This window comes from Streptococcus timonensis (assembly GCF_047460355.1).
Taxonomy (GTDB): Bacteria; Bacillota; Bacilli; order Lactobacillales; family Streptococcaceae; genus Streptococcus; species Streptococcus timonensis_A.
Genome location: NZ_JASHGL010000002.1, coordinates 280,101 through 305,487, shown reverse-complemented (window position 1 = coordinate 305,487; position 25,387 = coordinate 280,101). Strand labels below are relative to the sequence as shown.

28 protein-coding genes are annotated in these 25,387 nt (G+C 39.9%); 23 read left to right on the top strand and 5 right to left on the bottom strand.

The annotated features are described in order from the left end of the window. Window positions 1-4: 4 nt before the first annotated feature. Window positions 5-280, bottom strand: a complete 276-nt coding sequence (locus QM941_RS04935) for a DUF3270 family protein (protein WP_414339381.1) — start codon at window positions 278-280, stop codon at window positions 5-7. A 371-nt stretch (window positions 281-651) separates the two neighbouring features. Between QM941_RS04935 and QM941_RS04930 the strand changes: the two genes are divergently transcribed. From QM941_RS04930 to QM941_RS04885, 10 genes are all read left to right on the top strand, one after another. Next, window positions 652-1,707: an ABC transporter permease gene (locus QM941_RS04930; protein ID WP_414339458.1), complete on the top strand. Its 1,056-nt coding sequence runs from the start codon at window positions 652-654 to the stop codon at window positions 1,705-1,707. A gap of 13 nt (window positions 1,708-1,720) precedes the next feature. Next, window positions 1,721-2,401 carry an ABC transporter ATP-binding protein gene (locus QM941_RS04925; RefSeq protein ID WP_414339379.1) on the top strand — a complete coding sequence of 227 codons (681 nt, stop codon included), beginning with the start codon at window positions 1,721-1,723 and terminating at the stop codon, window positions 2,399-2,401. Between the two features lie 111 nt (window positions 2,402-2,512). Then, the gene (locus QM941_RS04920) at window positions 2,513-3,442 is read left to right on the top strand and encodes a peptidase U32 family protein (RefSeq protein ID WP_414339378.1); all 930 of its coding nucleotides are present in this window, start codon (window positions 2,513-2,515) and stop codon (window positions 3,440-3,442) included. Between the two features lie 104 nt (window positions 3,443-3,546). Next, window positions 3,547-4,230 (top strand): ribose-5-phosphate isomerase RpiA, encoded by a 684-nt coding sequence (rpiA, locus tag QM941_RS04915; protein ID WP_414339376.1) that lies wholly within the window; start codon window positions 3,547-3,549, stop codon window positions 4,228-4,230. A gap of 12 nt (window positions 4,231-4,242) precedes the next feature. After that, the gene (locus tag QM941_RS04910) at window positions 4,243-5,454 is read left to right on the top strand and encodes a phosphopentomutase (protein ID WP_414339375.1); all 1,212 of its coding nucleotides are present in this window, start codon (window positions 4,243-4,245) and stop codon (window positions 5,452-5,454) included. Window position 5,455: 1 nt separating this feature from the next. Next, on the top strand, window positions 5,456-6,016 hold the full coding sequence (locus QM941_RS04905) for a DUF1697 domain-containing protein (protein WP_414339373.1): 561 nt from the start codon (window positions 5,456-5,458) through the stop codon (window positions 6,014-6,016). After that, window positions 6,013-6,822 (top strand): purine-nucleoside phosphorylase, encoded by an 810-nt coding sequence (locus QM941_RS04900; protein ID WP_414339371.1) that lies wholly within the window; start codon window positions 6,013-6,015, stop codon window positions 6,820-6,822. Before QM941_RS04905 ends, QM941_RS04900 begins: the two co-directional genes overlap by 4 nt. Window positions 6,823-6,824: 2 nt before the next feature. Next, window positions 6,825-8,105, top strand: coding sequence for a chloride channel protein (locus tag QM941_RS04895; protein WP_414339370.1), 1,281 nt, complete (start codon window positions 6,825-6,827; stop codon window positions 8,103-8,105). Between the two features lie 268 nt (window positions 8,106-8,373). Beyond that, the gene (gene deoD, locus QM941_RS04890) at window positions 8,374-9,084 is read left to right on the top strand and encodes a purine-nucleoside phosphorylase (protein WP_414339369.1); all 711 of its coding nucleotides are present in this window, start codon (window positions 8,374-8,376) and stop codon (window positions 9,082-9,084) included. A gap of 152 nt (window positions 9,085-9,236) precedes the next feature. Then, complete coding sequence (locus QM941_RS04885) at window positions 9,237-9,968, top strand: NAD-dependent protein deacylase (protein WP_414339367.1); 732 nt, start codon at window positions 9,237-9,239, stop codon at window positions 9,966-9,968. A gap of 91 nt (window positions 9,969-10,059) precedes the next feature. Here QM941_RS04885 and QM941_RS04880 read toward each other — a convergent pair whose 3' ends face one another. The 3 genes from QM941_RS04880 to coaA all read right to left on the bottom strand — a co-directional run bounded on the left by QM941_RS04880 (window position 10,060) and on the right by coaA (window position 11,853). Next, a complete protein-coding gene (locus tag QM941_RS04880; RefSeq protein ID WP_414339366.1) occupies window positions 10,060-10,566 on the bottom strand; it encodes a DNA topology modulation protein in 507 nt (168 codons plus the stop codon). Between the two features lie 65 nt (window positions 10,567-10,631). Beyond that, the gene (gene rpsT, locus QM941_RS04875) at window positions 10,632-10,880 is read right to left on the bottom strand and encodes a 30S ribosomal protein S20 (RefSeq protein WP_029689886.1); all 249 of its coding nucleotides are present in this window, start codon (window positions 10,878-10,880) and stop codon (window positions 10,632-10,634) included. Window positions 10,881-10,932: 52 nt separating this feature from the next. Beyond that, entirely contained in the window at window positions 10,933-11,853 is a 921-nt protein-coding gene (gene coaA, locus QM941_RS04870; RefSeq protein WP_414339364.1) for a type I pantothenate kinase, read from the bottom strand. Window positions 11,854-11,979: 126 nt separating this feature from the next. Here coaA and QM941_RS04865 point away from each other — a divergent pair, with 126 nt between their 5' ends. The 9 genes from QM941_RS04865 to QM941_RS04825 all read left to right on the top strand — a co-directional run bounded on the left by QM941_RS04865 (window position 11,980) and on the right by QM941_RS04825 (window position 20,075). Then, window positions 11,980-12,258 (top strand): 1,4-dihydroxy-2-naphthoate prenyltransferase, encoded by a 279-nt coding sequence (locus QM941_RS04865; RefSeq protein WP_373113171.1) that lies wholly within the window; start codon window positions 11,980-11,982, stop codon window positions 12,256-12,258. A 57-nt stretch (window positions 12,259-12,315) separates the two neighbouring features. After that, entirely contained in the window at window positions 12,316-12,906 is a 591-nt protein-coding gene (locus QM941_RS04860) for a class I SAM-dependent methyltransferase (protein ID WP_414339362.1), read from the top strand. Then, window positions 12,903-14,186, top strand: coding sequence for a pyrimidine-nucleoside phosphorylase (locus QM941_RS04855; protein ID WP_414339360.1), 1,284 nt, complete (start codon window positions 12,903-12,905; stop codon window positions 14,184-14,186). Before QM941_RS04860 ends, QM941_RS04855 begins: the two co-directional genes overlap by 4 nt. Before the next feature lie 17 nt (window positions 14,187-14,203). Further along, a complete protein-coding gene (gene deoC, locus QM941_RS04850) occupies window positions 14,204-14,866 on the top strand; it encodes a deoxyribose-phosphate aldolase (protein WP_414312787.1) in 663 nt (220 codons plus the stop codon). Next, window positions 14,853-15,242, top strand: coding sequence for a cytidine deaminase (locus QM941_RS04845; RefSeq protein ID WP_223339199.1), 390 nt, complete (start codon window positions 14,853-14,855; stop codon window positions 15,240-15,242). The genes deoC and QM941_RS04845 overlap by 14 nt, the downstream gene beginning before the upstream one ends. 90 nt (window positions 15,243-15,332) lie before the next feature. Next, window positions 15,333-16,385 carry a BMP family lipoprotein gene (locus tag QM941_RS04840; RefSeq protein ID WP_414312788.1) on the top strand — a complete coding sequence of 351 codons (1,053 nt, stop codon included), beginning with the start codon at window positions 15,333-15,335 and terminating at the stop codon, window positions 16,383-16,385. A 144-nt stretch (window positions 16,386-16,529) separates the two neighbouring features. Further along, entirely contained in the window at window positions 16,530-18,065 is a 1,536-nt protein-coding gene (locus tag QM941_RS04835; protein WP_414339357.1) for an ABC transporter ATP-binding protein, read from the top strand. Further along, window positions 18,058-19,116, top strand: coding sequence for an ABC transporter permease (locus QM941_RS04830; protein ID WP_225750201.1), 1,059 nt, complete (start codon window positions 18,058-18,060; stop codon window positions 19,114-19,116). The genes QM941_RS04835 and QM941_RS04830 overlap by 8 nt, the downstream gene beginning before the upstream one ends. A 2-nt stretch (window positions 19,117-19,118) precedes the next feature. Further along, complete coding sequence (locus tag QM941_RS04825; protein ID WP_414339355.1) at window positions 19,119-20,075, top strand: ABC transporter permease; 957 nt, start codon at window positions 19,119-19,121, stop codon at window positions 20,073-20,075. Window positions 20,076-20,259: 184 nt separating this feature from the next. Here the strand turns inward: QM941_RS04825 and plsY are convergent, their stop codons facing one another. Beyond that, entirely contained in the window at window positions 20,260-20,901 is a 642-nt protein-coding gene (plsY, locus tag QM941_RS04820) for a glycerol-3-phosphate 1-O-acyltransferase PlsY (protein WP_414339353.1), read from the bottom strand. Between the two features lie 215 nt (window positions 20,902-21,116). Here plsY and QM941_RS04815 point away from each other — a divergent pair, with 215 nt between their 5' ends. The 4 genes from QM941_RS04815 (at window position 21,117) to parE (ending at window position 25,343) form a co-directional block, all read left to right on the top strand. Beyond that, window positions 21,117-21,758, top strand: a complete 642-nt coding sequence (locus tag QM941_RS04815; protein ID WP_006154309.1) for an amino acid ABC transporter permease — start codon at window positions 21,117-21,119, stop codon at window positions 21,756-21,758. Between the two features lie 11 nt (window positions 21,759-21,769). After that, window positions 21,770-22,399, top strand: a complete 630-nt coding sequence (locus QM941_RS04810) for an amino acid ABC transporter ATP-binding protein (RefSeq protein WP_414339351.1) — start codon at window positions 21,770-21,772, stop codon at window positions 22,397-22,399. A 9-nt stretch (window positions 22,400-22,408) separates the two neighbouring features. Then, a complete protein-coding gene (locus QM941_RS04805) occupies window positions 22,409-23,251 on the top strand; it encodes an amino acid ABC transporter substrate-binding protein (protein WP_414339349.1) in 843 nt (280 codons plus the stop codon). 148 nt (window positions 23,252-23,399) lie between these two features. Beyond that, on the top strand, window positions 23,400-25,343 hold the full coding sequence (gene parE, locus QM941_RS04800; RefSeq protein WP_414339347.1) for a DNA topoisomerase IV subunit B: 1,944 nt from the start codon (window positions 23,400-23,402) through the stop codon (window positions 25,341-25,343). Window positions 25,344-25,387: the final 44 nt, after the last annotated feature.

The following is a 25,387-nucleotide window of genomic DNA, read 5'->3' as shown; positions in this document are numbered from 1 at the left end:
GTTTTTATTTAAATTTCTTTTTGATAATTGTACGTTGAACTTTCAAAGCTAGCAGACTAAATGCAATAGCCAAACCAAAGCTGATTACTGTGTTAAATTTTAAGGCTAAAAAAATGAAACTGAAAACAGCTAAAAAGACGCAGAAACAAGCAATATTTACAAAGAATAGCACTTCCTTTACACTGGCGACAGAAGTATTCTCAGAAACATAGTCTTGATAGACTACTGTTTTGGATTTATTTTTTTCTAACTCATACGGGTATAATTTTCTTGCAGGCATCTCTCTCTCTCCTTAACAGTACATTACTATTTTATCATTTTTTAAAAAGAGAATTATTACAGGAATATTACAAAAAGAATAAAGTCTCTTTTCATTCGCAAATTCACAATACTTGACACCCTAGTAGGAAAAATGATAGGATGAGTAAACCGTTTAAATCTTATCATTTTTTTTAACTTATATGATGAAAAATTTGATGCATAAAACGAATAAAAATCATACACAGTTGCAAATAAATTCAATTTTGAAGTAAGGACAGGATTCTTTTAAATTGATTCTAGTTGTTCATGACGAGTTAGTTTTCTAGCTTTAGTGCTATGGTAAAGAGGAGATTTGTTCCCTCGACAACAGAATACTTGAAGGAGATTGGCATGTATCTTGCTATCAAAGAAATTTTACAGAATAAACTGCGTTACAGTTTAATTCTAACAACCATTTTTCTCATTGCTTTTATGGTCTTTTTTATGACCAGCTTGGCTCTTGGGCTTGTTCGAAATAACAGGGCTGCTATTGATAATTGGCAAGCAACAGGAGTTGTGCTATCCGATTATGCAAATGATAATTTGACTGCATCCTTTATACCAGAAAAAGACTACAAAGATAAAGTGTCTAAGGATGCTGTTCCCCTAAGCTACATGTTTGCGGTGACAAACCTTGTCGATAGTAGTGACAAGATGAATGTCTCTGTTTTTGGTCAAGAGTGGGACAGTTTCATCTCGCCAACCTTGATTGAAGGTCGTTACCCAGAAAATGACCAAGAAGTGGTAGTGGATCAGTCTTTTGAAAATTACGGCCTCAAACTCGGGGACGCTATTCAACTCAACGGAAGTGAGACAAGTTTTAAGATTGTAGGTTTGACCAGAGAAAATAAATTTTTTACGGAACCTGTTGTCTTTACAAGTTTAACAACGTATTGGAATTTACAAGGAACAACAAAAGGCAATCGTTCGATCTCTGCGTTGGTATTGCAAAATGATGTAGAAGTGACTGGCGATGGCTTGAAGCAGATTTCTATTCAAAAAATGATTTCGAAAATTCCTGGCTATACCCCTCAGGTCAATGTATTCTCAGGAATGATTCTAGCTATGATTGTCATTACAGGTTTGATTGTAGGAATTTTTATCTACATCATTACTATTCAAAAATTAGGCCTCTATGGAATTATGCGAGCGCAAGGGATTCAGATAAAATCTATCGTATGGTCCCTTTTCTGCCAAATCTTTCTTTTATCTGGTTTGGGTATAGGATTGGCTTTATTAGCCATTTGGGCTGTCATTTTAGTCTTACCTGCAACCTTCTTTTTCTACCCTAGTTGGTTGTCATACTTTGTGTTAAGCCTGGTCATTTGCTTTATGGCACTACTAGGTGGCGTCATTTCGCTTCCGCGTCTACTTAAAGTAGATCCAATTACAGCGATTGCAGAATGATAAGGAGAATGATATGACGACATTAATTGAGATGATTCAAGTGACAAAAACTTATGGCGAAGGCAAGATGAAAGTTACAGCTCTCCATGAGACCAATTTTCAGCTAAACGCTGGGGAGTTTGTAGCGATTGTGGGACCTTCTGGATCAGGTAAAACAACCTTTTTAACGACTCTAGGCCAACTTCAGGAAGCTTCAAGTGGAAAGATTCTAGTAAAGGGAAAAGAGACTGGACATTTATCTGAAAAAGAAAAAACGGATTTGCGCTTCAGAGAATTTGGTTTTATCCTCCAGGCTTCAAATCTGATTCCCTTTTTAACGGTTAAGGAGCAATTAGATTTAATTGACCGTTTGGATAAAAAGAAATCTATAAAAAGTAACCGACAAGAGTTATTTAGTTTGTTGGATTTGGAAAAGGTTCAAAATCACTATCCCAAAGCTCTCTCTGGTGGTGAACGTCAACGAGCTGCAATTGCTAGAGCCCTTTATAATAATCCTAGTATCGTGCTTGCAGATGAGCCGACAGCTAGCTTGGATACAGAACGTGCTTATCAAGTGACGGATATGCTGGCTTCAATTGCCCATGAGCAAGGTAGGGGTGTTGTCATGATTACACATGATACTCGCTTACTAGATAAGGTTGACCGTATTTATGTGATGAATGACGGACGACTTGTTGAAAAGACACAAGCATAAATCTAAAAAGTGAACTGTTATTGATACGGTTCACTTTTTTTGAAAATTTGTGCTAACAAGACTCACTTTTCTATCTAGCTGATTTTTTGGAAATGTGGTATAATTTTCTTTATGGAAAAGATTATCATTACAGCAACTGCTGAAAGTATTGAACAAGTAAAACAGCTACTTGAAGCTGGTGTCGACCGCATTTATGTCGGTGAGAAAGATTTTGGTCTTCGTTTGCCAACTACCTTTAGTCATGAAGAATTGAGTGAAATCGCAAAAATCATTCATGATGCCGGTAAGGAATTAATCGTTGCGGTCAATGCTCTTATGCACCAAGACATGATGGACCGTATCAAGCCCTTCTTGGACTTTTTAGAAGAAATCAAAACGGACTATATCACAGTTGGGGACGCAGGTGTCTTTTATGTGGTTAACCGTGATGGCTATTCTTTTAAAACAATCTACGATGCGTCAACCATGGTAACCAGCAGTCGTCAGATTAATTTCTGGGGACAAAAAGCAGGAGCGTCAGAAGCAGTTTTGGCGCGTGAAATCCCATCTGCAGAACTTTTCAAAATGCCTGAAATTTTAGAAATTCCTGCTGAGGTCTTGGTATACGGTGCTAGTGTCATCCACCATTCGAAGCGTCCACTCTTGCAAAACTACTATAATTTCACACAGATTGATGATGAAAAATCTCGTCAACGTGACTTGTTCTTGGCTGAGCCAAGTGACCCAGAGAGCCATTATTCTATTTTTGAAGACAATCATGGGACTCATATCTTTGCTAACAATGATCTTGATTTGATGACCAAGTTAACAGAATTAGTTGAGCATGGATTCACTCATTGGAAACTTGAAGGTCTCTACACTCCTGGCCAAAACTTTGTAGAAATTGCAAAACTCTTTATCCAAGCGCGCAATTTGATTCAAGAAGGTAACTTTACACATGACCAAGCCTTCTTGCTTGATGAAGAAGTTCGCAAACTTCACCCTAAAAATCGTTTCTTGGATACTGGATTTTACGACTATGACCCTGATATGGTTAAATAAACATCACAAAACCCGACATAAATTGTTCGGGTTTTTCTAGTGTAAGGATGAATTTGAAGCGTATTCATGATATAATAGAAGTAGCTCTATTTGGAGGTGTATAAGTGGAAAATCTGAAAAAAATGGCAGGGATTAAAGCTGCCGAGTTCGTCAAAGATGGTATGGTTGTCGGGCTTGGAACAGGCTCAACTGCCTACTATTTCGTAGAAGAAATAGGTCGTCGTATCAAGGAAGAAGGCCTACAGATTACAGCTGTAACGACTTCTAGTGTAACTAGCAAGCAGGCAGAAGGTCTCAATATTCCTCTTAAGTCCATTGATCAAGTGGACTTTGTAGACCTGACAGTTGATGGTGCAGATGAAGTAGACAGTCAGTTTAACGGAATCAAAGGCGGTGGTGGAGCCCTTCTCATGGAAAAGGTTGTCGCAACTCCATCTAAAGAATATATCTGGGTTGTTGATGAAAGTAAGCTAGTAGAGAAACTCGGTGCCTTTAAATTACCTGTAGAGGTTGTTCAATATGGTGCCGAACAGGTATTTCATCGATTTGAGCGAGCTGGCTATAAACCGAGCTTCCGTGAAAAGGATGGCCAACGTTTTGTGACGGATATGCAAAACTTTATCATCGACCTTGCCTTGGAAGTGATTGAAGACCCAATTGCTCTTGGACAAGAATTGGACCATGTCGTTGGTGTCGTCGAGCATGGCTTGTTTAACCAAATGGTGGATAAGGTCATCGTTGCTGGACAAGAGGGTGTTCAGGTTTTAACTTCAACAAAAGGGAAATAAAGGAGGCAAATGATGTCAAAATTTAAACGTATTCACTTGGTGGTACTCGATTCTGTAGGAATCGGTGCAGCACCAGATGCTCATAACTTTGTCAATGCTGGTGTTCCTGATGGTGCATCAGACACGCTTGGACACATTTCAAAATCAGTAGGTTTAAATGTACCAAATATGGCAAAACTTGGTCTTGGAAACATTCCTCGTGAACAAGCCTTGAAGACAGTTCCAGCTGAGAGCAATCCAACAGGTTATGCGACTAAGCTTGAAGAGGTATCTCTAGGTAAAGATACCATGACTGGTCACTGGGAAATCATGGGGCTCAATATCACTGAACCTTTCGATACTTTCTGGAATGGATTCCCAGAGGAAATCCTTACTAAAATCGAAGAATTTTCAGGACGTAAGGTTATTCGTGAAGCCAACAAACCATACTCAGGAACAGCAGTAATCGATGACTTTGGACCACGCCAAATGGAAACTGGCGAGTTGATTATCTATACATCAGCTGACCCAGTTCTTCAAATCGCAGCTCATGAAGACATCATTCCTTTGGATGAACTCTACCGTATCTGTGAATATGCTCGTTCAATTACCCTTGAGCGCCCAGCTCTTCTAGGACGTATTATTGCTCGTCCTTATGTTGGTGAGCCTGGAAACTTCACTCGTACGGCTAACCGTCGTGACTTGGCTGTATCTCCATTTGCTCCAACTGTTTTGGACAAATTGAATGAAGCAGGTATCGATACATATGCGGTTGGTAAGATTAACGATATCTTCAACGGTGCTGGTATCAACCACGATATGGGCCATAACAAATCAAATAGCCACGGTATAGATACCTTGATTAAGACCATGGGACTTCCTGAATTCCAAGAAGGCTTCTCATTTACCAATTTGGTAGACTTTGATGCTCTTTACGGACACCGTCGCAATGCGCACGGCTACCGTGATTGTTTGCATGAGTTTGATGAGCGCTTGCCTGAAATTATGGCAGCCATGAGAGAAGACGATCTTCTTTTGATTACTGCGGACCACGGAAATGACCCAACCTATGCTGGAACTGACCACACTCGTGAATATATCCCACTTTTAGCTTACAGTCCTTCCTTTAAAGGAAATGGTGTCATTCCAGTTGGACATTTTGCAGATATCTCAGCGACAGTTGCAGATAACTTTGGTGTGGAAACTGCCATGATTGGGGAAAGTTTCTTAGATAAATTGGTGTAAGATGAAACGCTATGCTTTACTGGTAAGGGGTATTAATGTCGGTGGGAAAAATAAAGTTGTCATGGCGCAACTTCGTCAAGAACTGACAGAGTTGGGACTGGAAAAGGTTGAGACCTACATCAACAGTGGCAATATTTTCTTTACTTTGACAGACCCCAAAGCCCGATTGGTTGAAAAGTTAGAGGCTTTCTTTGCAGTCCATTATCCATTTATTCAGAGCTTTTCTTTGCTGAGTCAGGAAAATTATGAAGAAGAGCTGAAAAATCTGCCAGATTGGTGGACCAAAGATTTGGCACGAAAGGATGTCCTCTTTTACACTGAGGGATTGGATGTGGCTCAAGTCATTGAGACAGTTGAAAGTTTGGAATTGAAAGATGAAATCGTTCATTTTGGAAGACTTGGGATTTTCTGGGGGAAATTCTTTGAGGAATCCTACTATGCAACCGCCTATCACAAGTACTTACTCAAGATGCCTTTTTATCGCAACATCACCATTCGCAATGCTAAAACTTTTGACAAAATCGGTCAAATGCTAAAAAATAATAAAGGAGACACACAATGACATTTTTAGATAAAATCAAGGAAACAGCTGCCTTCCTGGAAGACAAGGGAATCCAAGCTCCCAAGTTTGGTCTAATCCTTGGTTCAGGACTTGGAGAATTGGCAGAAGAAATCGAAAATCCAGTTGTAGTAGACTATGCAGATATTCCAAACTGGGGCCGTTCGACAGTAGTCGGTCACGCTGGTAAATTGGTATATGGAGAACTTGCAGGTCGCAAGGTCTTGGCTCTTCAAGGTCGTTTCCATTTCTACGAAGGAAATCCTCTGGAAGTGGTGACTTTCCCAGTACGTGTGATGAAAGTTCTCGGATGTGAAGGTGTCATTGTAACCAATGCTGCAGGAGGTATTGGATTTGGTCCTGGTACCTTGATGGCTATCTCAGACCATATCAATATGACGGGGCAGAACCCATTGATGGGTGAAAACTTGGATGATTTTGGTCCACGTTTCCCAGACATGTCTAAAGCCTACACTCCAGAATATCGTGCTACTGCCCATGAAGTGGCTAAGAAACTTGGTATCAAGCTTGATGAAGGTGTCTATATTGGTGTAACAGGTCCGACTTATGAAACACCTGCAGAGATTCGTGCATATAAGACTCTTGGTGCAGATGCTGTTGGTATGTCAACTGTTCCTGAAGTTATTGTGGCCGCTCACTCAGGCTTGAAAGTTCTAGGAATTTCATGTATCACTAACCATGCTGCAGGATTCCAAGAAGAACTTAACCACGAAGAAGTTGTAGAAGTGACTGAGCGCGTCAAAGGAGACTTTAAAGGATTGCTGAAAGCGATTCTTGCTGAATTATAATCATGTTACAAGAGTTGAGGAGTAGTCTTCAGAAAATCCCATATAATCTCAAATTAGTTCTAGCGGTCATCATGCTAGGGCTAGTTTCAGGTATATTCGGAATTTTGCTCCATTATCTTTTAGAGTTGGTTGAAGGGCTTGCTTTTGGTCAGACAGAACATAACACTGGATTCTTGACAGATGGTGTTGCCTCATCACGAATAGGCATCAGTTTAATCATCGTGGGCGTCAGTTCTGCCTTGGTATGGTATTTCTTGCAAAGAAAAGCAAAGATTTTTTCCATCAAAGCGCAGATGAAAGATGAAACATCACAATACAAACTTCATTTTTTAAAACAGCTAGTTCATTCAATTTGGCAGATTATTGCAGTTGGAGGAGGGGCACCTATCGGTAAGGAAGCTGCGCCGCGGGAGATTGGAGCTTTATTTGCAAGACCTATTGCCAATATTTTTTCTCTATCCGTGAAGGACCAAATCTTTCTCATTGGCTGTGGAGCTGGTGCGGGTTTAGCGGCTGTCTATCAGGTTCCATTAACGAGTGTGTTTTTCGTTTTTGAAACCTTGGGAATTGCTTTATCTGTCAAACGTTTTTTCTTGGTCGGTCTGACTACATATGTATCAGCCTTTACAGCAGGCTTTGTTGTTTCAGATCATGCTCTCTACCAGATTCCAGCTCTGACTTGGTCACTAGGTGATATGTGGCTTGTTCCCTTATTAGTTCTTTTCCTGACTCCACTCGCTTGGCTTTTTGGTCGCTTCAACAAACAAGTTTCTTCAAAGAGAATAAAGGACAAGCGGATACTCTGTACTCTGCCTGTAACATTCCTTTTCCTTGTTGGATTAGCTATCTATATGCCTCATCTACTTGGTAATGGGCGTATGATGGCTCAGGAGATTTTAAACGGCAGTAATGCCAAGACGGTAATCCTCTTGTTTGTCTTGAAAGCCTTGGTCGTTTTAGTTATCCTTTGGGCAGGTGCCTATGGCGGTACCTTGACCCCATCTTTTGCCTTGGGGATGGCAGGAGCTGCACTCTTGACCATGATTTTAGGTAGTGGTAACCAGCCAGCAGTCTTACTATTAGGTTCGGTTTGCTTTTTAGCAGTGACCTTGAAGGCACCCCTGTCTGCAACTGGATTGGTAATGGGTTTCACTGGTCAGTCATTTGAGGCTATACCTTTTCTTTTGGTGACTGCTTACTTGGCATTTGGTTTTGCTAAAATACTGGACCGAATCCCTTGGGAGAAATACTTACGACCAAAGACAAGGATAAAAGAAAATTAATAAGAATACTCTAGTTTTTCTAATCCAAAATATATTTTTGTTTTATAATCAATATCATTTAATAAAGAAAGGTAGAGCATGTGTTCAGATTTGAACACGAGCGGAAAGCTTTTCTCTATAAAAATACACAGAAAGGATGGGTTAATCGTATTCGCAGAACTGAATACGGGCGGAGAACTGTGTAAAAAAGATAAACTGTCTAGCATCTACGATGCGTCGTCAGTTTCCTATTTTTACTTTGTTCTCTGGCGCCCTTTATATCTTAATTATGTCTATCCATATTGCTGCTAAGCAGGGTGAAATTGCTGATAAAATTCTTCTTCCTGGGGATCCTCTTCGTGCGAAATTTATCGCTGAGAATTTTCTTGAAGATGCTGTTTGCTTTAACGAAGTCCGTAACATGTTTGGTTACACAGGTACTTACAAAGGTCACCGTGTATCTGTTATGGGAACAGGAATGGGGATGCCATCCATCTCTATTTATGCGCGCGAGTTGATCGTAGATTACGGAGTGAAAAAATTGATCCGTGTGGGAACGGCTGGATCTTTGAATGAGGATGTTCACGTCCGTGAATTGGTCTTGGCACAAGCTGCTGCAACCAACTCAAACATCATCCGCAACGATTGGCCTCAATACGATTTCCCACAAATCGCTAGCTTTGATCTTTTAGACAAGGCTTACCACATTGCCAAAGACCTTGGTATGACTACTCACGTCGGAAATGTCTTGTCATCAGACGTTTTCTATTCAAACTATGGTGAAAAGAACATCGAGCTTGGCAAGTGGGGTGTGAAGGCTGTCGAAATGGAAGCAGCAGCTCTTTACTATCTTGCTGCTCAACACCATGTTCATGCTCTAGCTATTATGACGATTTCTGACAGCTTGGTCAATCCAGATGAGGACACTACAGCAGAAGAACGCCAAAACACTTTTACTGATATGATGAAGGTTGGTTTGGAAACATTGATTGCTGACTAAGGCACTTAGATTTGAAGCTAGTCTTCTTGCTTGCGATTTCTAATAGTTGTGAGCGTGATATCCTATAATCATCCAATAAAAGTTGAAAGCCCAGTTGACAGTAGCCAAAGGTTTTCAACTTTTTTAGAACTAAAAACTTAAGGAGGAGTAAGATGGATAAAATGGAACAAATACAGGAACTGATAGATCAAAGTCAAAGAATTGTCTTTTTCGGTGGAGCAGGAGTTTCTACTGAGTCAAATATTCCAGATTTTCGTAGTTCAGATGGTATATATAGTCTTAAGTTAGGTAGACATTTTTCTGCGGAACAATTAGTTTCTCATACTATGTTTGTGCGTTATCCAGAGGACTTTTTCGATTTTTATAAAAAACATCTAGTATATCCAAAAGCCAAGCCCAATGCAGCCCATTATTATCTGGCTTCGTTAGAAAAGGCTGGTAAGCTTAAGGCTGTTGTAACTCAAAATATTGATAGTCTTCACGAGATGGCAGGTTCGAAGAAGGTTTTGAAACTGCATGGAAGTGTGGATCGTAATTACTGTCAGGGCTGTCATCGTTTTTATGATTTAGAAAGCTTTTTGGCTCTCGAAGGTCCTGTTCCGTATTGCCAAGATTGTGGTCAGGTAGTTAAACCTGATGTAATTCTTTATGAGGAGCCACTCGATATGGATGTTTTTAGCCAAGCTGCTCAAGTTATCCAGAAAGCTGATTTATTGATTATAGGTGGGACTTCTTTGGTTGTTTATCCTGCAGCTAATTTGATTAATTACTTCTCAGGTTCAAAACTTGTTGTTATAAACAAGTCAAGCACTCCTCAAGACAGTAAAGCTGATTTAGTCATTGAAGGAAAAATTGGAGAAGTTTTTTCTAAATTGAGGCAATAATATATAGCTAAAGAAAGAGTAGCCTATTTATTTCAGTTTTCCTTATCAAATGAAGAAAAATATATAAAAGGAGGGCTCAATTTTTGAGTCCTCATTTTTGATTTAAGAATTGATCTAGTTCTCTTTGATTATGAATAATTGTAATCTTTTGAGCAAAATCGAGACAAATTTGTTTGTACTGTTCTTTATGTACAGAGCTACGTCCATCCCAGAGAATCCAACGAATAAATTCCCAGTTGAATTGCTCGGGGCATCCCTTAGCCATACTTTCTCTAACTTTTCCTCTGTATTTTAAATAGCGCTTAAAGGCTCTTAGCAAACAATTCCAAGCAGAGAAGTTTAAAAAGATGATCTGGTCAGCTTGCTCCATTCTTTCCTCATAGCAGCACCAAGAATAGTTGCCATCAATAACCCAGTTCTCGTTTTCTGCTAAAAAAGTTTGCATTTCTTTTAACATCCAATCTCGATTACTCTCTTGCCAACCTGGCTGAAATTGGAGAGTATCTATATGGAGTTTGGGAATAGAATAGTGATTGGCAAGTTTATCTGCTAGAGTTGATTTTCCTGCCCCAGAGTATCCAATTATGGAAATTTTCATAATGCTCCCTCTAAAATTTGGTACAAAAAAAGCTCCGTAGAGCTCATTTTGTATGCAGTTTTTGCTTAACCAAGTTTAGCAGCAAGACGTGCTTTGTCACGGTTAGCTTTGTTTTTGTGGATCAAACCTTTAGTTTCTGCTTTATCGATAGCTGAGCTAGCAGCACGGTAAAGTTCTTCAGATGGGTTTGCTTCAAAAGCTTTGATAGCAGTACGCATAGCTGATTTTTGAGCTGAGTTTTTTTCGTTTTGTTTAACGTTCAATTCAGCGCGTTTGATAGCTGATTTAATGTTTGCCAATGTTCTTACCTCCATATTTACTAACTATACCATTATATCTGAAAACTTATCTTTTGACAAGGGGAAATCATTTTTTTAAATAAATTTCATCAATTTCATGATTTTTTGACTTATGAAGAATGACTTCAGCCCGATTACGTGTAGGTTCTATATAGTTTTGAAGGTTAGTCAGATTAATACTAGTCCATACTTCATGAGCTAAATTTTTCACCTCGCCTAAGGGTAGTTGAGCGAAACTATAATAGTAACTATCAGGGTCGTCTTGGGCCATACTAAGTAATTTAAGGAAACGATCCAAGTACCAGCTTTCGATATCTTCGACAGAAGCATCCACATAGATTGAAAAATCAAAGAAATCAGTGATATAAAGACGCTCATTTTGCGGGTTTTGGAAAACGTTGATTCCCTCCACAATGATAAAGTTTGCAGCTGCAACTCGTTGTTTCTCTCCAGGAACAATATCATAGATTTCATGAGAATAAACTGGAATATCAACATCTTGACCATTTTTTAGTTGATCAAGGAAATTGATTAAGGCTTCCATGTCATAGCTTTCAGGAAAACCTTTGCGGTTTAAGATGCCTTGTTCAATTAAGGTCTCATTTGGGTATAGGAAACCATCAGTCGTCACTAGTTCCACACTAGCGCCTGGAACGATACGTGAAAGCAAGATTTGAAGAAGGCGACTGGTTGTAGACTTACCAACTGCAACACTGCCTGAGACACCAATGATAAAGGGTTGGTTTTTACTTTCTCGTTGGAGAAAGATACTTTTAGAGAAAGCTAAATCTTCTTTAGATCTCTTGTAGATTTGAATCAAGTTGGCAAGTGGTAAATAGATATCTGTTACGTCATCCAGGCTTACTTTGTCGTTAAAACTTTTGATAGAATCCAACTCTTCTTCAGTCAAAGGTGGAGTTGTTTTACGATGTAAAGATTGCCAGGTTTTGCGGCTAATTTTTTCAAAATGTAAAAATTCGTTAGTCATAATTTTTCCTCATTAACCCCCCTAGTATAACATATTTCTAATTTAAAGGGGGAATAAAAGATTTGAATCAGATCGCTTTCTTTGTTAAAATAAAGCTAAGGAATACCAATAAAGGAGTGTGGGGTTATGGCAAAATTTTTAACTGATAAAAAATTGGCTGGCTCTATTTTATTAGTCATCCTTTTATGGATATCGGCAATTTTATGGAACTTTGATATTTCTATTGGAAAATTTAATATCAACTGGCTCTATTTCGTATTTTTTAAGCTATTACCAGCTTTAGGCATTCTCTATATTTTCTTAGCATTTTTGTTAAAGAAATGGTGGCTGATATTGATTGGTCTAGCTTGTCTATTTTCATTTTTTATTAGTATGTTCCTAGGTTATCTCTTCTTAGGACCTTAGTTGGTATAGACCGTGTAAACGATTTAAAATATCTAAATTTTATGGTAAAATAATCCTATGAGTAAAATGTATTATGCAGAAAACCCGGATGCAGCTCACGATATTCATGAGTTGAAAGTTGAGCTTATTGGACAAAAAATGACCTTTTTAACGGATGCAGGTGTTTTTAGCAAAAAGATGATTGATTTCGGAAGTCAGTTATTGTTAAAATGTCTGGATGTTGAAGAAGGTGAAAAAATTCTTGATGTTGGTTGTGGCTACGGTCCAATAGGCTTGTCTTTGGTTAAAGCTTATGGTATCCAAGCGACCATGGTGGATATCAACAATCGTGCTTTGGATTTAGCCCAGCAAAATGCTGTGAGAAACAAAGTTCAAGCAAGCATCTTCCAGTCTAATATTTATGAGCAAGTTGAGGGTCAATTCGATCATGTCATTTCGAATCCACCCATTCGTGCAGGCAAGCAAGTCGTTCATGAAATCATTGAAAAAAGTATTGATTTTTTAGAAGACGGTGGAGATTTGACTATCGTTATTCAGAAAAAACAAGGAGCTCCTAGTGCCAAAAACAAGATGGAAGAAGTCTTTGGTAATTGTGAGGTTGTGAAGAAAGACAAAGGATATTATATCCTTAGAAGTGTGAAAGAATGAGAGCAGTAGATCTAATCCAGAAAAAAAGAGACGGTCAAGAACTAACCTCAAGTGAAATCCAATGGCTGATTGAAGGTTATGTTGCAGGAACTGTTCCTGATTACCAGATGTCAGCCTTTTCTATGGCTGTTTATTTTAAAGGCATGACCACTAGAGAGATTTCTGATTTAACCATGAATATGGTCAAGACAGGTCAGGAATTTGATTTATCCGCTATAAATGGTGTGAAGGTTGATAAACACTCTACGGGTGGTGTTGGTGACAAGGTAACTTTAATCCTAGTACCCTTGGTAGCTAGTTTTGACGTACCAGTTGCAAAGATGAGTGGTAGAGGTCTAGGACATACTGGTGGAACCATTGACAAATTAGAGTCCATCAAAGGATTTCAAGTAGAACGCAGTCAGGATGATTTTATCAAACAAGTCCAGGATATTGGTGTCTCAGTCATTGGTCAGTCAGAACATTTAGTTAAGGCGGATAAACTTCTTTATGCCCTTCGTGATGTGACAGCAACGGTTGATACCATTCCTTTGATTGCCAGCTCTGTCATGAGTAAAAAGATTGCCGCTGGAGCTGATGCTATCTTACTGGATGTTACAGTCGGTGAAGGTGCCTTTATGAAGACAGTTGACGAGGCGCGTGAATTAGCTCAAACCATGGTGAATCTTGGTAAGGCTGTAGGTAGAAAAACTGTAGCAGTTATTACTGATATGAGTCAACCTTTAGGACGCGCAATCGGTAACCGATTAGAAATCCTAGAAGCATTGGATATTCTTCAAGGAAAAGGACGTCAAGATATTAGCCACTTTATCTGTGAGTTAGCTCAGATTATGCTATCTTTGGCAAATGTTGAAAAAACGGTCGAGGAAGTGAAAAAGCATCTTGAGAATGGCAAGGCTCTTAAAAAATTTGAAGAGATGGTTCTTGCTCAGGGTGGTGATTTAGAAGATCTCTATCGCCCTGTGAATGTTGCTCATGTTATAGAAATACCAGCACATGAGGAAGGTGTCATTGCAGAACTACCAGCTATGGAATTTGGTCTCTATGCTATGAGATTAGGAGCTGGGCGAGCCGTGAAATCAGACCAACTTGACTATGAGACTGGCATTGTTTTCGACAAGAAAGTTGGAGATTCGGTCAAACAGGGTGAAATTGTCGCAAAAGTATATACAAATGGCAAAATTTCTCCGGAACTAGTTACAGATTTCCAAAAATATGTTAAAATTAAGGTGAGTGATGAAGCGTTCATATTACGTGAAATCATTGAAATCATCTCCTAATTTAAGGAAAAACCGAAATGAAATTAAATAAATACATTGATCATACGCTTTTAAAGCAAGATGCATCAGAAGAACAAATTGATCGTTTGTTATCTGAAGCTAAAGACTATGATTTTGCCAGTGTTTGTGTCAATCCTTGCTGGGTTTCGCATGCAAAAACTGCACTCGTAGATTCTGATGTCAAGGTTTGTACAGTAGTAGGCTTCCCTCTAGGAGCCACAACATCTGCTGTTAAAGCCTTTGAAACCAAAGAAGCCATCCAAAATGGTGCTGACGAAATTGATATGGTTATCAATGTTGGTGCACTCAAATCAGGAAATGCCGCATTAGTTGAGTCAGACATTCGAGCTGTTGTTGAAGCAAGCGGAGATAAACTCGTTAAGGTTATTATCGAAGCTTGTTTATTAACTGATGAGGAAAAAATTCTCGCTTGTCAACTAGCCCAGAAAGCAGGAGCTGACTTTGTCAAGACTTCTACTGGTTTCTCATCTGGTGGAGCAACTTTAGCAGATGTGAAGTTAATGCGCCAGACAGTTGGACCTGTTATGGGTGTTAAGGCTGCTGGTGGAGCTCGTTCTTATGCAGATTCTGTAGCTTTTGTAGAAGCAGGTGCGACACGTATCGGAACATCTTCTGGTGTAGCAATCTTAAAAGGAGAGTTAGCAGATGGCGACTACTGAGTTGATTGACTTAGCGATTGAGACTAGTAAAAACGCCTATGTACCCTATTCACACTTTCCAATTGGTGCCGTTCTGGTTGCCAAGGACGGCAGTGTTTATACAGGATGCAATATTGAAAATGCTAGCTACCCCTTGACCAACTGTGGTGAGAGAACAGCCATTTTTAAAGCTGTCTCTGAAGGACAACGTGAGTTTTCAGAGTTGATTGTCTACGGTCAAACTGAAAAACCTATTTCTCCTTGCGGAGCTTGTCGCCAAGTCATGGTCGAATTTTTTAAACCAGATCTAAAGGTGACTCTAGTCGCCAAAGATAAAACGACGGTCGAGATGACGGTCGGGGAATTACTTCCATACTCATTTACAGACTTGAAATAGTCTGTGTCACTCTCTGAGTGGCAAGGGTCCTTGTGACCAATCAATCCATACTTGCAACTTCGTTGCGCATCTTATTTAGGAGGTTCAGTAATGAACAAGAAACAATGGCTAGGCCTTGGTCTAGTTGCAGTAGCAGCATTTGGACTTGCTGCATGTGGTAATCGCTCTTCTCGTAACGCAGCTTCTTCTTCTGATGTGAAGACTAAAGCAGCTATCGTTACAGATACTGGTGGTGTTGATGATAAATCATTCAACCAATCAGCTTGGGAAGGTCTTCAAGCTTGGGGTAAAGAGCACAATCTTTCAAAAGATAATGGCTACACTTACTTCCAATCAACAAGTGAAGCTGACTACGCTAACAACTTGAACCAAGCAGCGGGAAGCTACAACTTGATTTTTGGTGTTGGTTTTGCCCTTCACAATGCAGTTGAAGAAGCAGCAAAAGAACATTCAGATAAAAACTATGTTTTGATCGACGATGTAATTAAAGATCAAAAGAACGTAGCAAGCGTAACATTTGCTGATAACGAAGCAGCTTACCTCGCAGGTGTAGCAGCAGCTAAAACTACTAAAACAAAACAAGTAGGTTTTGTAGGTGGTATGGAATCTGAAGTTATTTCTCGTTTTGCAGCTGGTTTCAAAGCTGGTGTTGAATCAGTTGACCCATCTATCAAGGTTCAAGTAGACTATGCTGGATCATTTGGTGATGCTGCTAAAGGTAAAACAATTGCTGCAGCACAATACGCTGCAGGAGCAGACGTAATCTACCAAGCAGCTGGTGGTACTGGTGCAGGTGTTTTCTCAGAAGCTAAATCTTTGAACGAAAGCAAAAATGAAAGTGAAAAAGTTTGGGTTATCGGTGTAGACCGTGACCAAGTTGAAGAAGGTAAATACACTTCTAAAGATGGTAAAGAATCAAACTTCGTACTTGCTTCTACTTTGAAACAAGTTGGAACAACAGTTCAAGACCTTTCTAACAAAGCAGAAAAAGGTGAATTCCCTGGTGGTCAAGTTATCGTTTACTCATTGAAAGATAAAGGTGTTGACTTGGCAGTGACAAACCTTACTGAAGAAGCTAAGAAAGCTGTTGAAGATGCAAAAGCTAAAATCCTTGACGGTAGCATCAAAGTTCCTGAAAAATAATTAAAGGAAGTCATTTCTTAGGAAGCGGCCTTGGGCCGCTTCTTTAAGAATTGGGGCAAATGAATTTTGTCTCAATAGAGCTTGTTAAGATCTCATTTTAACAAGTTTTATTGAAATAAAATAAAACTCTGAAAGGAAGAGCATATGGCACACGAAAATGTCATTGAGATGCGTGAGATTACCAAGATCTTTGGTGAGTTTGTCGCTAACGACAAGATCAACCTAGAACTTCGCAAAGGTGAAATTCATGCACTTTTAGGAGAAAACGGAGCAGGTAAGTCCACTCTTATGAACATGCTAGCAGGGCTTCTAGAACCGACTAGTGGTGAAATTGTGGTCAACGGTCAAGTTGTGGAGCTAGACTCGCCATCAAAAGCAGCTAGCCTCGGAATTGGGATGGTCCACCAACACTTTATGCTGGTTGAAGCTTTCACTGTTGCTGAAAATATCATTTTGGGGAGTGAATTGACCAAAAATGGTGTGCTAGATATTGCTCGTGCAACTCGAGAAATCAATGAGTTGTCTGAACGCTATGGTCTTGCTGTGGATCCTTCTGCCAAAGTGGCAGATATCTCTGTCGGGGCTCAACAACGGGTTGAAATCTTAAAGACACTTTATCGTGGAGCAGACATCCTTATCTTTGACGAACCAACTGCTGTTTTGACGCCATCAGAAATTGATGAATTGATGGCTATCATGAAGAATTTAGTTAAAGAAGGTAAATCAATTATCTTGATTACTCATAAGTTGGATGAGATTCGTGCTGTATCTGACCGTGTTACAGTTATCCGTCGTGGTAAATCTATTGAAACAGTAGAGATTGCTGGTGCAACTAATGCTGACTTAGCTGAGATGATGGTAGGACGTTCTGTTTCCTTTAAAACTGAGAAACAGGAAGCTCAACCTAAAGAAGTTATTCTGTCTATTAAAGACCTAGTAGTAAACGAAAACCGTGGTGTTCCTGCAGTTAAAAATCTCTCACTCGATGTTCGAGCTGGTGAGATTGTCGGAATTGCCGGTATTGATGGAAATGGTCAATCTGAATTAATCCAAGCTATCACTGGTCTTCGTAAGATTGAGTCTGGTAGCGTGGAGTTAAAAGGCCAGTCTATCGTAGGTTTACACCCTCGTCAAATTACAGAAATGAGTGTAGGACACGTTCCAGAAGACCGTCACCGTGATGGTTTGGTTTTGGAAATGATGATCTCTGAAAACATTGCTCTTCAAACCTACTATAAGGAACCTCATAGCAAGAAGGGTATCTTAAATTACAGCAATATCATCGGATATGCTAAGCAATTAATGCAAGAATTCGATGTTCGTGCTGCTAGTGAGATTGTTCCAGCTTCAGCTCTTTCTGGAGGAAATCAACAAAAAGCTATTATCGCTCGAGAAGTTGATCGAAATCCTGATCTCCTTATCGTCAGCCAACCTACTCGTGGTTTGGACGTCGGTGCCATTGAGTACATTCACAAACGCTTGATTCAAGAACGTGATAATGGGAAAGCTGTCCTTGTAGTCAGCTTTGAACTAGATGAGATTCTAAATGTCTCTGATAGAATTGCCGTTATCCACGATGGTAAGATTCAAGGAATTGTAACACCAGAAACAACTAACAAGCAAGAGCTTGGTGTCCTGATGGCTGGTGGTGAATTGGAAAAGGAGAAGAGTGATGTCTAAAAAATTACAACAAATTTCGGTTCCGTTGATTTCTGTTATTCTAGGAATTCTACTCGGAGCCATCGTCATGTGGATTTTTGGCTACGATGCTATCTGGGGCTATGAAGAATTATTCTACACAGCATTTGGTAGTGTTCGTGGAATCGGTGAAATCTTCCGTGCTATGGGACCTTTAATTCTGATTGCCCTTGGATTTGCAGTTGCAAGTCGTGCTGGTTTCTTTAACGTTGGTCTTCCAGGACAAGCTCTCGCAGGTTGGGTTATGAGTGGCTGGTTCGCTCTGTCTTTCCCAGATTTGCCACGACCATTGATGATTCTTGCGACGATTGTAATTGCCTTAGTTGCAGGAGGGATCGTTGGTGCTATTCCTGGTATCTTAAGAGCCTACCTTGGGACATCTGAAGTTATTGTAACCATCATGATGAACTACATTGTTCTTTATGTGGGCAATGCCTTTATTCATCACTTCCCTAAAGAAATCATGCAAAGTACTGACTCATCCATTCGTGTTAGTGCAAATGCAACCTATCAGACACCATGGCTTGCTGAGTTGACTGGAAACTCTCGTATGAACATTGGAATTTTCTTTGCTATCATAGCTGTAGCAGTTATCTGGTTCTTGCTCAAGAAAACAACTCTTGGTTTTGAAATCCGTGCAGTTGGTCTCAATCCAAATGCTTCTGAATACGCAGGTATTTCAGCGAAACGCACCATTATTCTATCAATGATTATTTCTGGTGCCCTTGCAGGACTTGGTGGCGCAGTAGAAGGACTTGGTACCTTCCAAAACGTTTATGTTCAAGGTTCATCATTGGCAATCGGATTTAACGGTATGGCAGTAAGCCTACTTGCTTCAAACTCACCAGTTGGAATTCTATTTGCAGCCTTCCTTTTCAGTGTTCTTCAAGTTGGAGCCCCTGGTATGAATGCTGCACAAGTACCATCTGAGCTTGTAAGTATCGTTACAGCCTCAATTATCTTCTTTGTCAGCGTTCACTACATCATCGAACGCTTTGTCAAACCAAGAAAGCAACTTAAAGGAGGTAAATAAGGATGTCGATTATAACAATGTTAACCCTTATGGTTTCTTCGATGTTGATTTATGCAGCACCACTTATTTTCACAAGTATCGGAGGAGTTTTCTCAGAACGTGGTGGAGTTGTTAACGTTGGTCTTGAAGGAATCATGGTCATGGGTGCCTTTTCTGGAGTTGTTTTTAACCTTGAATTTGCTCAAGATTTGGGAGCGTTAACTCCTTGGTTAGCTCTACTAGTTGGAGGATTAGTCGGAGCTATCTTCTCGCTCATTCACGCAGTGGCTACAGTTCATTTCCGTGCTGACCATGTTGTTAGTGGTACCGTACTTAACTTGATGGCGCCAGCTTTGGCTGTTTTCTTAGTCAAAGTGCTTTATAACAAGGGACAAACGGATAACTTAACTCAAACGTTTGGACGTTTTGATTTCCCTATTTTAGCTAATATCCCTGTTATCGGAGATATCTTCTTCAAGTCAACAAGTTTACTTGGTTACCTTGCAATTGCGTTCTCATTCTTAGCTTGGTTTATCCTCTTTAAGACTCGCTTTGGACTTCGTCTTCGTTCAGTTGGTGAACACCCACAAGCAGCAGACACTTTGGGAATCAATGTTTACAAGATGAGATATCTTGGAGTTGTAATTTCAGGTTTCCTTGGAGGGATCGGTGGAGCTATTTACGCTCAGTCAATCTCTGTTAACTTCTCAGTTACAACCATCGTTGGACCTGGATTTATCGCTCTTGCTGCCATGATCTTCGGTAAATGGAATCCTGTCGGAGCTATGCTTTCAAGTCTCTTCTTTGGACTATCACAAAGTTTGGCAGTTATCGGTTCTCAGCTTCCTTTCTTGCAAGGAGTTCCAGCCGTTTACTTGCAAATCGCACCATATCTCTTGACCATTGTCGTACTAGCAGCCTTCTTTGGTAAAGCTGTTGCGCCGAAGGCGGATGGTATCAACTATATCAAATCTAAATAAACAAAAAAGAGAGTGGGACAGAAATCGGTAATTCGTTAGAATTCGATTTCATTGTCCCACCTCTGCACAGTTGAGTAGGGCTGTAAAAGCTGATGAAATCAGCGTAGTAGAACCCACTCAACCACTGCGTCTTGCTCGACAATCCAAAGAAAATTGAGAGGCTAGGACTTTTGTCCCAGCCTCTTTATTTTTTAGGCTTTTGGTGGGTGAGATTTAGTCCCCAAGGAACTAAGTTCTCAGTCTTGTTTTGAATACGATTGATATTCTCCTTATGGCGAATGATAATTAAACTTGCGAGGGCTAGGATAATCGCTACAAATAATAAATCGTAATTTGGCAGTAGGAAGCCGATAAGTGGAAAGAGAATTACACCAAGAACAGCAGCGATAGCAGCCGTTACACTTGATAACGAAATCATACTTCCTAGATAAAGGATTCCAAAGAAGACCACTGCTAGATAGAGGCAAAATGCAGGAGCAAATCCGAAAATGACTCCAGCACTAGTTGCGACAGCCTTTCCTCCTTTAAAGCCAGCAAATACTGGGAAGGTATGACCAATTACAGCTAAAAGGCCAAAGACTAAAGGGGAGACACCTTGAACATGAAAGATAAGTGGAAGCAGGGTTGCGATAGTTCCTTTGAAAAAGTCAATCACAAATGTTGCCATACCCGCTTTCTTACCTAGAATTCGAAAGGTATTGGTCGTTCCAGTATTACCTGAACCATGCTCTCTTAGATTTATTTTAAAGAAGATTTGCCCAATCCACAGTCCTGAAGGGATTGAACCCAATAAATAAGCCAAAATTAATAATACTATTGTCATCATGCTTCTATTATACCATGAAATTGGAGAGAAACGGAAAGGAATCTTTTCTCAAATTGTGACATCTGATACTTTATGTAAGTAGAAAAATTTTCTCATGAACACTATTGTTCAGAAATTAAGGCTAAAGTTTTAAAAATTCATGAAAATTTCAGAAATATCTTGTGTTTATGTTTATTTATGCTATAATAGGAACAATTATTTTTAGGAGGTGGAATATGTCTTACTTATTTGAGATATTACCTAGTTTATTGAGCGGTGCGACAATGACTTTACAAGTATTTGCACTGGTCTTACTCTTTTCAATTCCTTTAGGTATTTTGGTTGCCTTTTGCTTACAGGTCCATTGGAAACCCCTCCATTACATGATTGATGTTTATATCTGGGTGATGCGCGGGACACCCTTGCTCTTGCAGTTAATCTTTATCTATTATGTTTTGCCAAGTATCGGGATTCGACTTGATCGGGTACCAGCAGCGATTATTGCCTTCACGCTTAATTATGCAGCCTACTTTGCAGAAATATTCCGTGGAGGTATTGCAACGATTCCTCAAGGACAATATGAAGCAGCTAAGGTCTTGAAATTCAAACCTATCGATACCGTCCGCTATATTATCTTGCCACAAGTAACCAAGATTGTTTTACCAAGTGTATTTAATGAGGTTATGAGTTTGGTTAAAGATACTTCTTTGGTCTATGCACTCGGTATTTCAGATTTAATCCTAGCTAGTCGTACAGCAGCCAATCGTGATGCGAGTTTGATTCCAATGTTTCTAGCAGGAGCAATCTATCTGCTTATGATTGGTATCGTTACAATCCTAGCTAAGAAACTTGAGAAAAAGTTTAGCTACTATAGATAGGAGGGTTATCCATGTTAGAGTTAAAAAATATCAGCAAAAAATTTGGAAAAAAAGAAATTTTATCCAATTTCAATTTAACAATTCCTGAAAAGCAGATTTTGGCTATTGTTGGACCTTCTGGTGGTGGGAAGACAACCTTACTTAGAATGTTAGCTGGACTTGAAACTATTGATTCGGGTGAGATTTTTTATAATGGAGAATCCCTACCTTTGGATGAGCTTGAAAAGCGTCACTTATTAGGTTTTGTTTTTCAAGATTTTCAGCTTTTTCCTCACTTATCCGTTATGGAAAACTTGATTTTGTCACCTATTAAGACTATGGGGATGTCTGAAGCAGATGCAAAGAAGAAGGCGGTCGACTTATTAACTCGTCTGGGTCTAGAAGCTCATGCAGATGCTTATCCATACTCATTATCTGGTGGTCAAAAGCAACGGGTTGCCTTAGCACGCGCTATGATGATAGATCCTGAAGTGATTGGGTATGACGAACCAACTTCAGCCCTTGACCCTGAGTTGCGTCTCGAGGTTGAAAAACTGATTCTACAAAATCGAGAATTAGGCATGACTCAAATTGTCGTGATTCACGATCTCCAGTTTGCAGAGAATATTGCTGACCAGATTCTCAAAGTAGAGCCTAAGTAGGAGGTGTCTATGAATCTAAAGAAAATCAGTCTTGTTTTGGCAATCTTTCTTTCTTTTTTCCTGGTAGGATGTACGCAAAAAGCTAGTGATCCAAAAGTTGATAATTGGGATAAATACCAAAAACAAGGAAGTATTACTATTGGATTTGACAATACCTTTGTTCCTATGGGGTTTGAAGAAAAGAATGGGCAATATGCTGGATTTGATATTGATTTAGCTCAAGCTGTCTCTGAGAAACTTGGAATTAAAGTTCAGTTTCAACCAATTGATTGGGATATGAAGGAAACAGAGCTTCAAAATGGGACCATCGATGCTATTTGGAATGGTTATTCTGCGACAGATGAGCGCCGTGAAAAGGTTGCCTTTACCATTCCTTACATGGAAAATCAGCAGGTTCTCGTTTCTAAGAAATCTCAGAATATACAATCAGTGTCTGATATGACAGGCAAGGTTTTGGGTGCCCAGGCAGGATCTTCTGGTTATATAGATTTCGAAGCCCAACCAGAACTCTTAAAGAATATCGTAAAAGATCAAAAAGCCAACCAATATCAGAGTTTTAACGAAGCCTTGATTGACTTGCAAAATGATCGGATTGATGCCCTTTTAATTGACCGTGTTTACGCCAATTATTATCTTGAAACTGAAGGAATTTTAGACCAGTATGAGATTTTTCCTGCTGGTTTTGAGAGTGAGTCTTTTGCAGTTGGAGTAAGACCAGCAGATAAGACCTTGTTAGCAAATTTGAATCAAGCTTTTGTAGAACTCTATCAAGAAGGTAAATTCCAAGAAATTAGCCAAAAATGGTTTGGTGAAGATATAGCAACAAGCCAAGTTAAAGGAAAAGAAAACTGAGACTCGCGTCTTGGTTTCTTTTTTTAGGGTGGAAATGAGTGCTTTTTTTACTAAAAAGTACTTGTGAATAGGCTTTTTAACTTGAAAATTTTGCAAAATCCCTAGAAAACCTGTAAAATAGTAAAGATGAACAAATAGGAGGTTCCTTGTGTCAAAAAAGGAAATCAATATTAACAATTATAATGATGATGCCATTCAGGTGCTAGAAGGGTTGGATGCGGTTCGGAAACGTCCAGGTATGTATATCGGATCGACTGACGGTGCTGGACTACATCATCTTGTTTGGGAAATTGTCGATAATGCGGTCGATGAAGCCCTGTCTGGTTTTGGCGATCGTATTGATGTAACCATTAATAAAGACGGAAGTTTAACGGTTCAAGACCACGGACGTGGAATGCCGACTGGAATGCACGCTATGGGAATTCCAACGGTTGAGGTTATCTTTACCATCCTTCACGCCGGAGGGAAATTCGGTCAGGGTGGTTATAAGACATCAGGAGGTCTCCACGGGGTTGGATCTTCTGTCGTCAATGCCCTCTCTAGTTGGCTCGAAGTAGAAATTACACGTGATGGGGCTGTTTACAAACAACGCTTTGAAAATGGTGGGAAGCCAGTAACAACTCTTGAAAAGGTTGGAACGGCACCTAAGTCTAAAACAGGTACCAAAGTGACCTTCATGCCGGATGCTAGTATCTTTTCCACGACAGACTTTAAGTACCATACCATTTCAGAGCGTCTCAATGAGTCAGCCTTTCTCTTGAAGAATGTAACCTTGTCATTAACGGATAAGCGAACAGACGAAGCAATTGAATTCCATTATGAGAATGGGGTACAAGACTTTGTTTCTTACCTCAATGAAGACAAGGAAACCTTGACGCCTGTCCTATACTTTGAAGGCGAAGACAATGGTTTCCAAGTAGAAGTAGCTCTCCAGTACAATGATGGATTTTCAGATAACATCTTGTCCTTTGTTAATAACGTCCGTACCAAAGACGGTGGAACGCATGAGACAGGACTCAAGTCTGCCATTACCAAAGTCATGAATGACTATGCGCGAAAAACTGGCCTTCTCAAAGAAAAAGATAAAAATCTTGAAGGGTCAGATTACCGTGAAGGATTAGCGGCAGTTCTTTCCATCCTTGTTCCGGAAGAACACCTTCAGTTTGAAGGACAGACTAAGGATAAACTAGGAAGTCCACTTGCTCGTCCCGTTGTAGATGGGATTGTGGCTGATAAGTTAACCTTCTTCCTAATGGAAAATGGAGAATTAGCTTCAAATCTTATTCGCAAGGCTATCAAGGCTCGTGATGCCCGTGAAGCAGCACGTAAAGCGCGTGACGAGAGCCGAAATGGCAAAAAGAATAAGAAAGACAAGGGATTACTTTCTGGTAAATTAACGCCAGCTCAGTCTAAAAATCCAGCTAAGAATGAACTCTACCTAGTCGAGGGGGACTCTGCCGGTGGCTCTGCCAAACAAGGTCGTGACCGCAAGTTTCAGGCTATTTTGCCTCTTCGTGGTAAGGTGATCAATACAGCAAAGGCCAAGATGGCAGATATCCTGAAAAATGAAGAAATCAACACCATGATTTATACCATCGGTGCTGGTGTTGGGGCAGATTTCTCCCTTGAAGATGCTAACTATGACAAGATCATTATCATGACCGATGCAGACACCGATGGTGCCCACATTCAAACCCTTCTCTTAACCTTCTTTTATCGCTACATGCGTCCACTAGTCGAGGCAGGACATGTCTATATCGCCCTTCCGCCTCTTTACAAGATGTCCAAAGGTAAAGGCAAGAAAGAAGAAGTGGCTTATGCTTGGACAGACGGAGAACTGGAAGAACTCCGTAAGCAGTTTGGCAAAGGAGCTACCCTCCAACGCTACAAGGGGCTTGGTGAGATGAATGCCGATCAACTTTGGGAAACAACCATGAACCCAGAAACTCGTACCCTCATCCGTGTTACGATTGAAGACTTAGCACGCGCAGAACGTCGTGTCAATGTCCTCATGGGTGATAAGGTTGAACCACGTCGTAAGTGGATCGAAGATAATGTCAAGTTTACGTTGGAAGAAGCGACTGTGTTTTAAGTAAGTCTTCCTTCTTAATAATCTTAACTCTCTAAAAGAGGTAT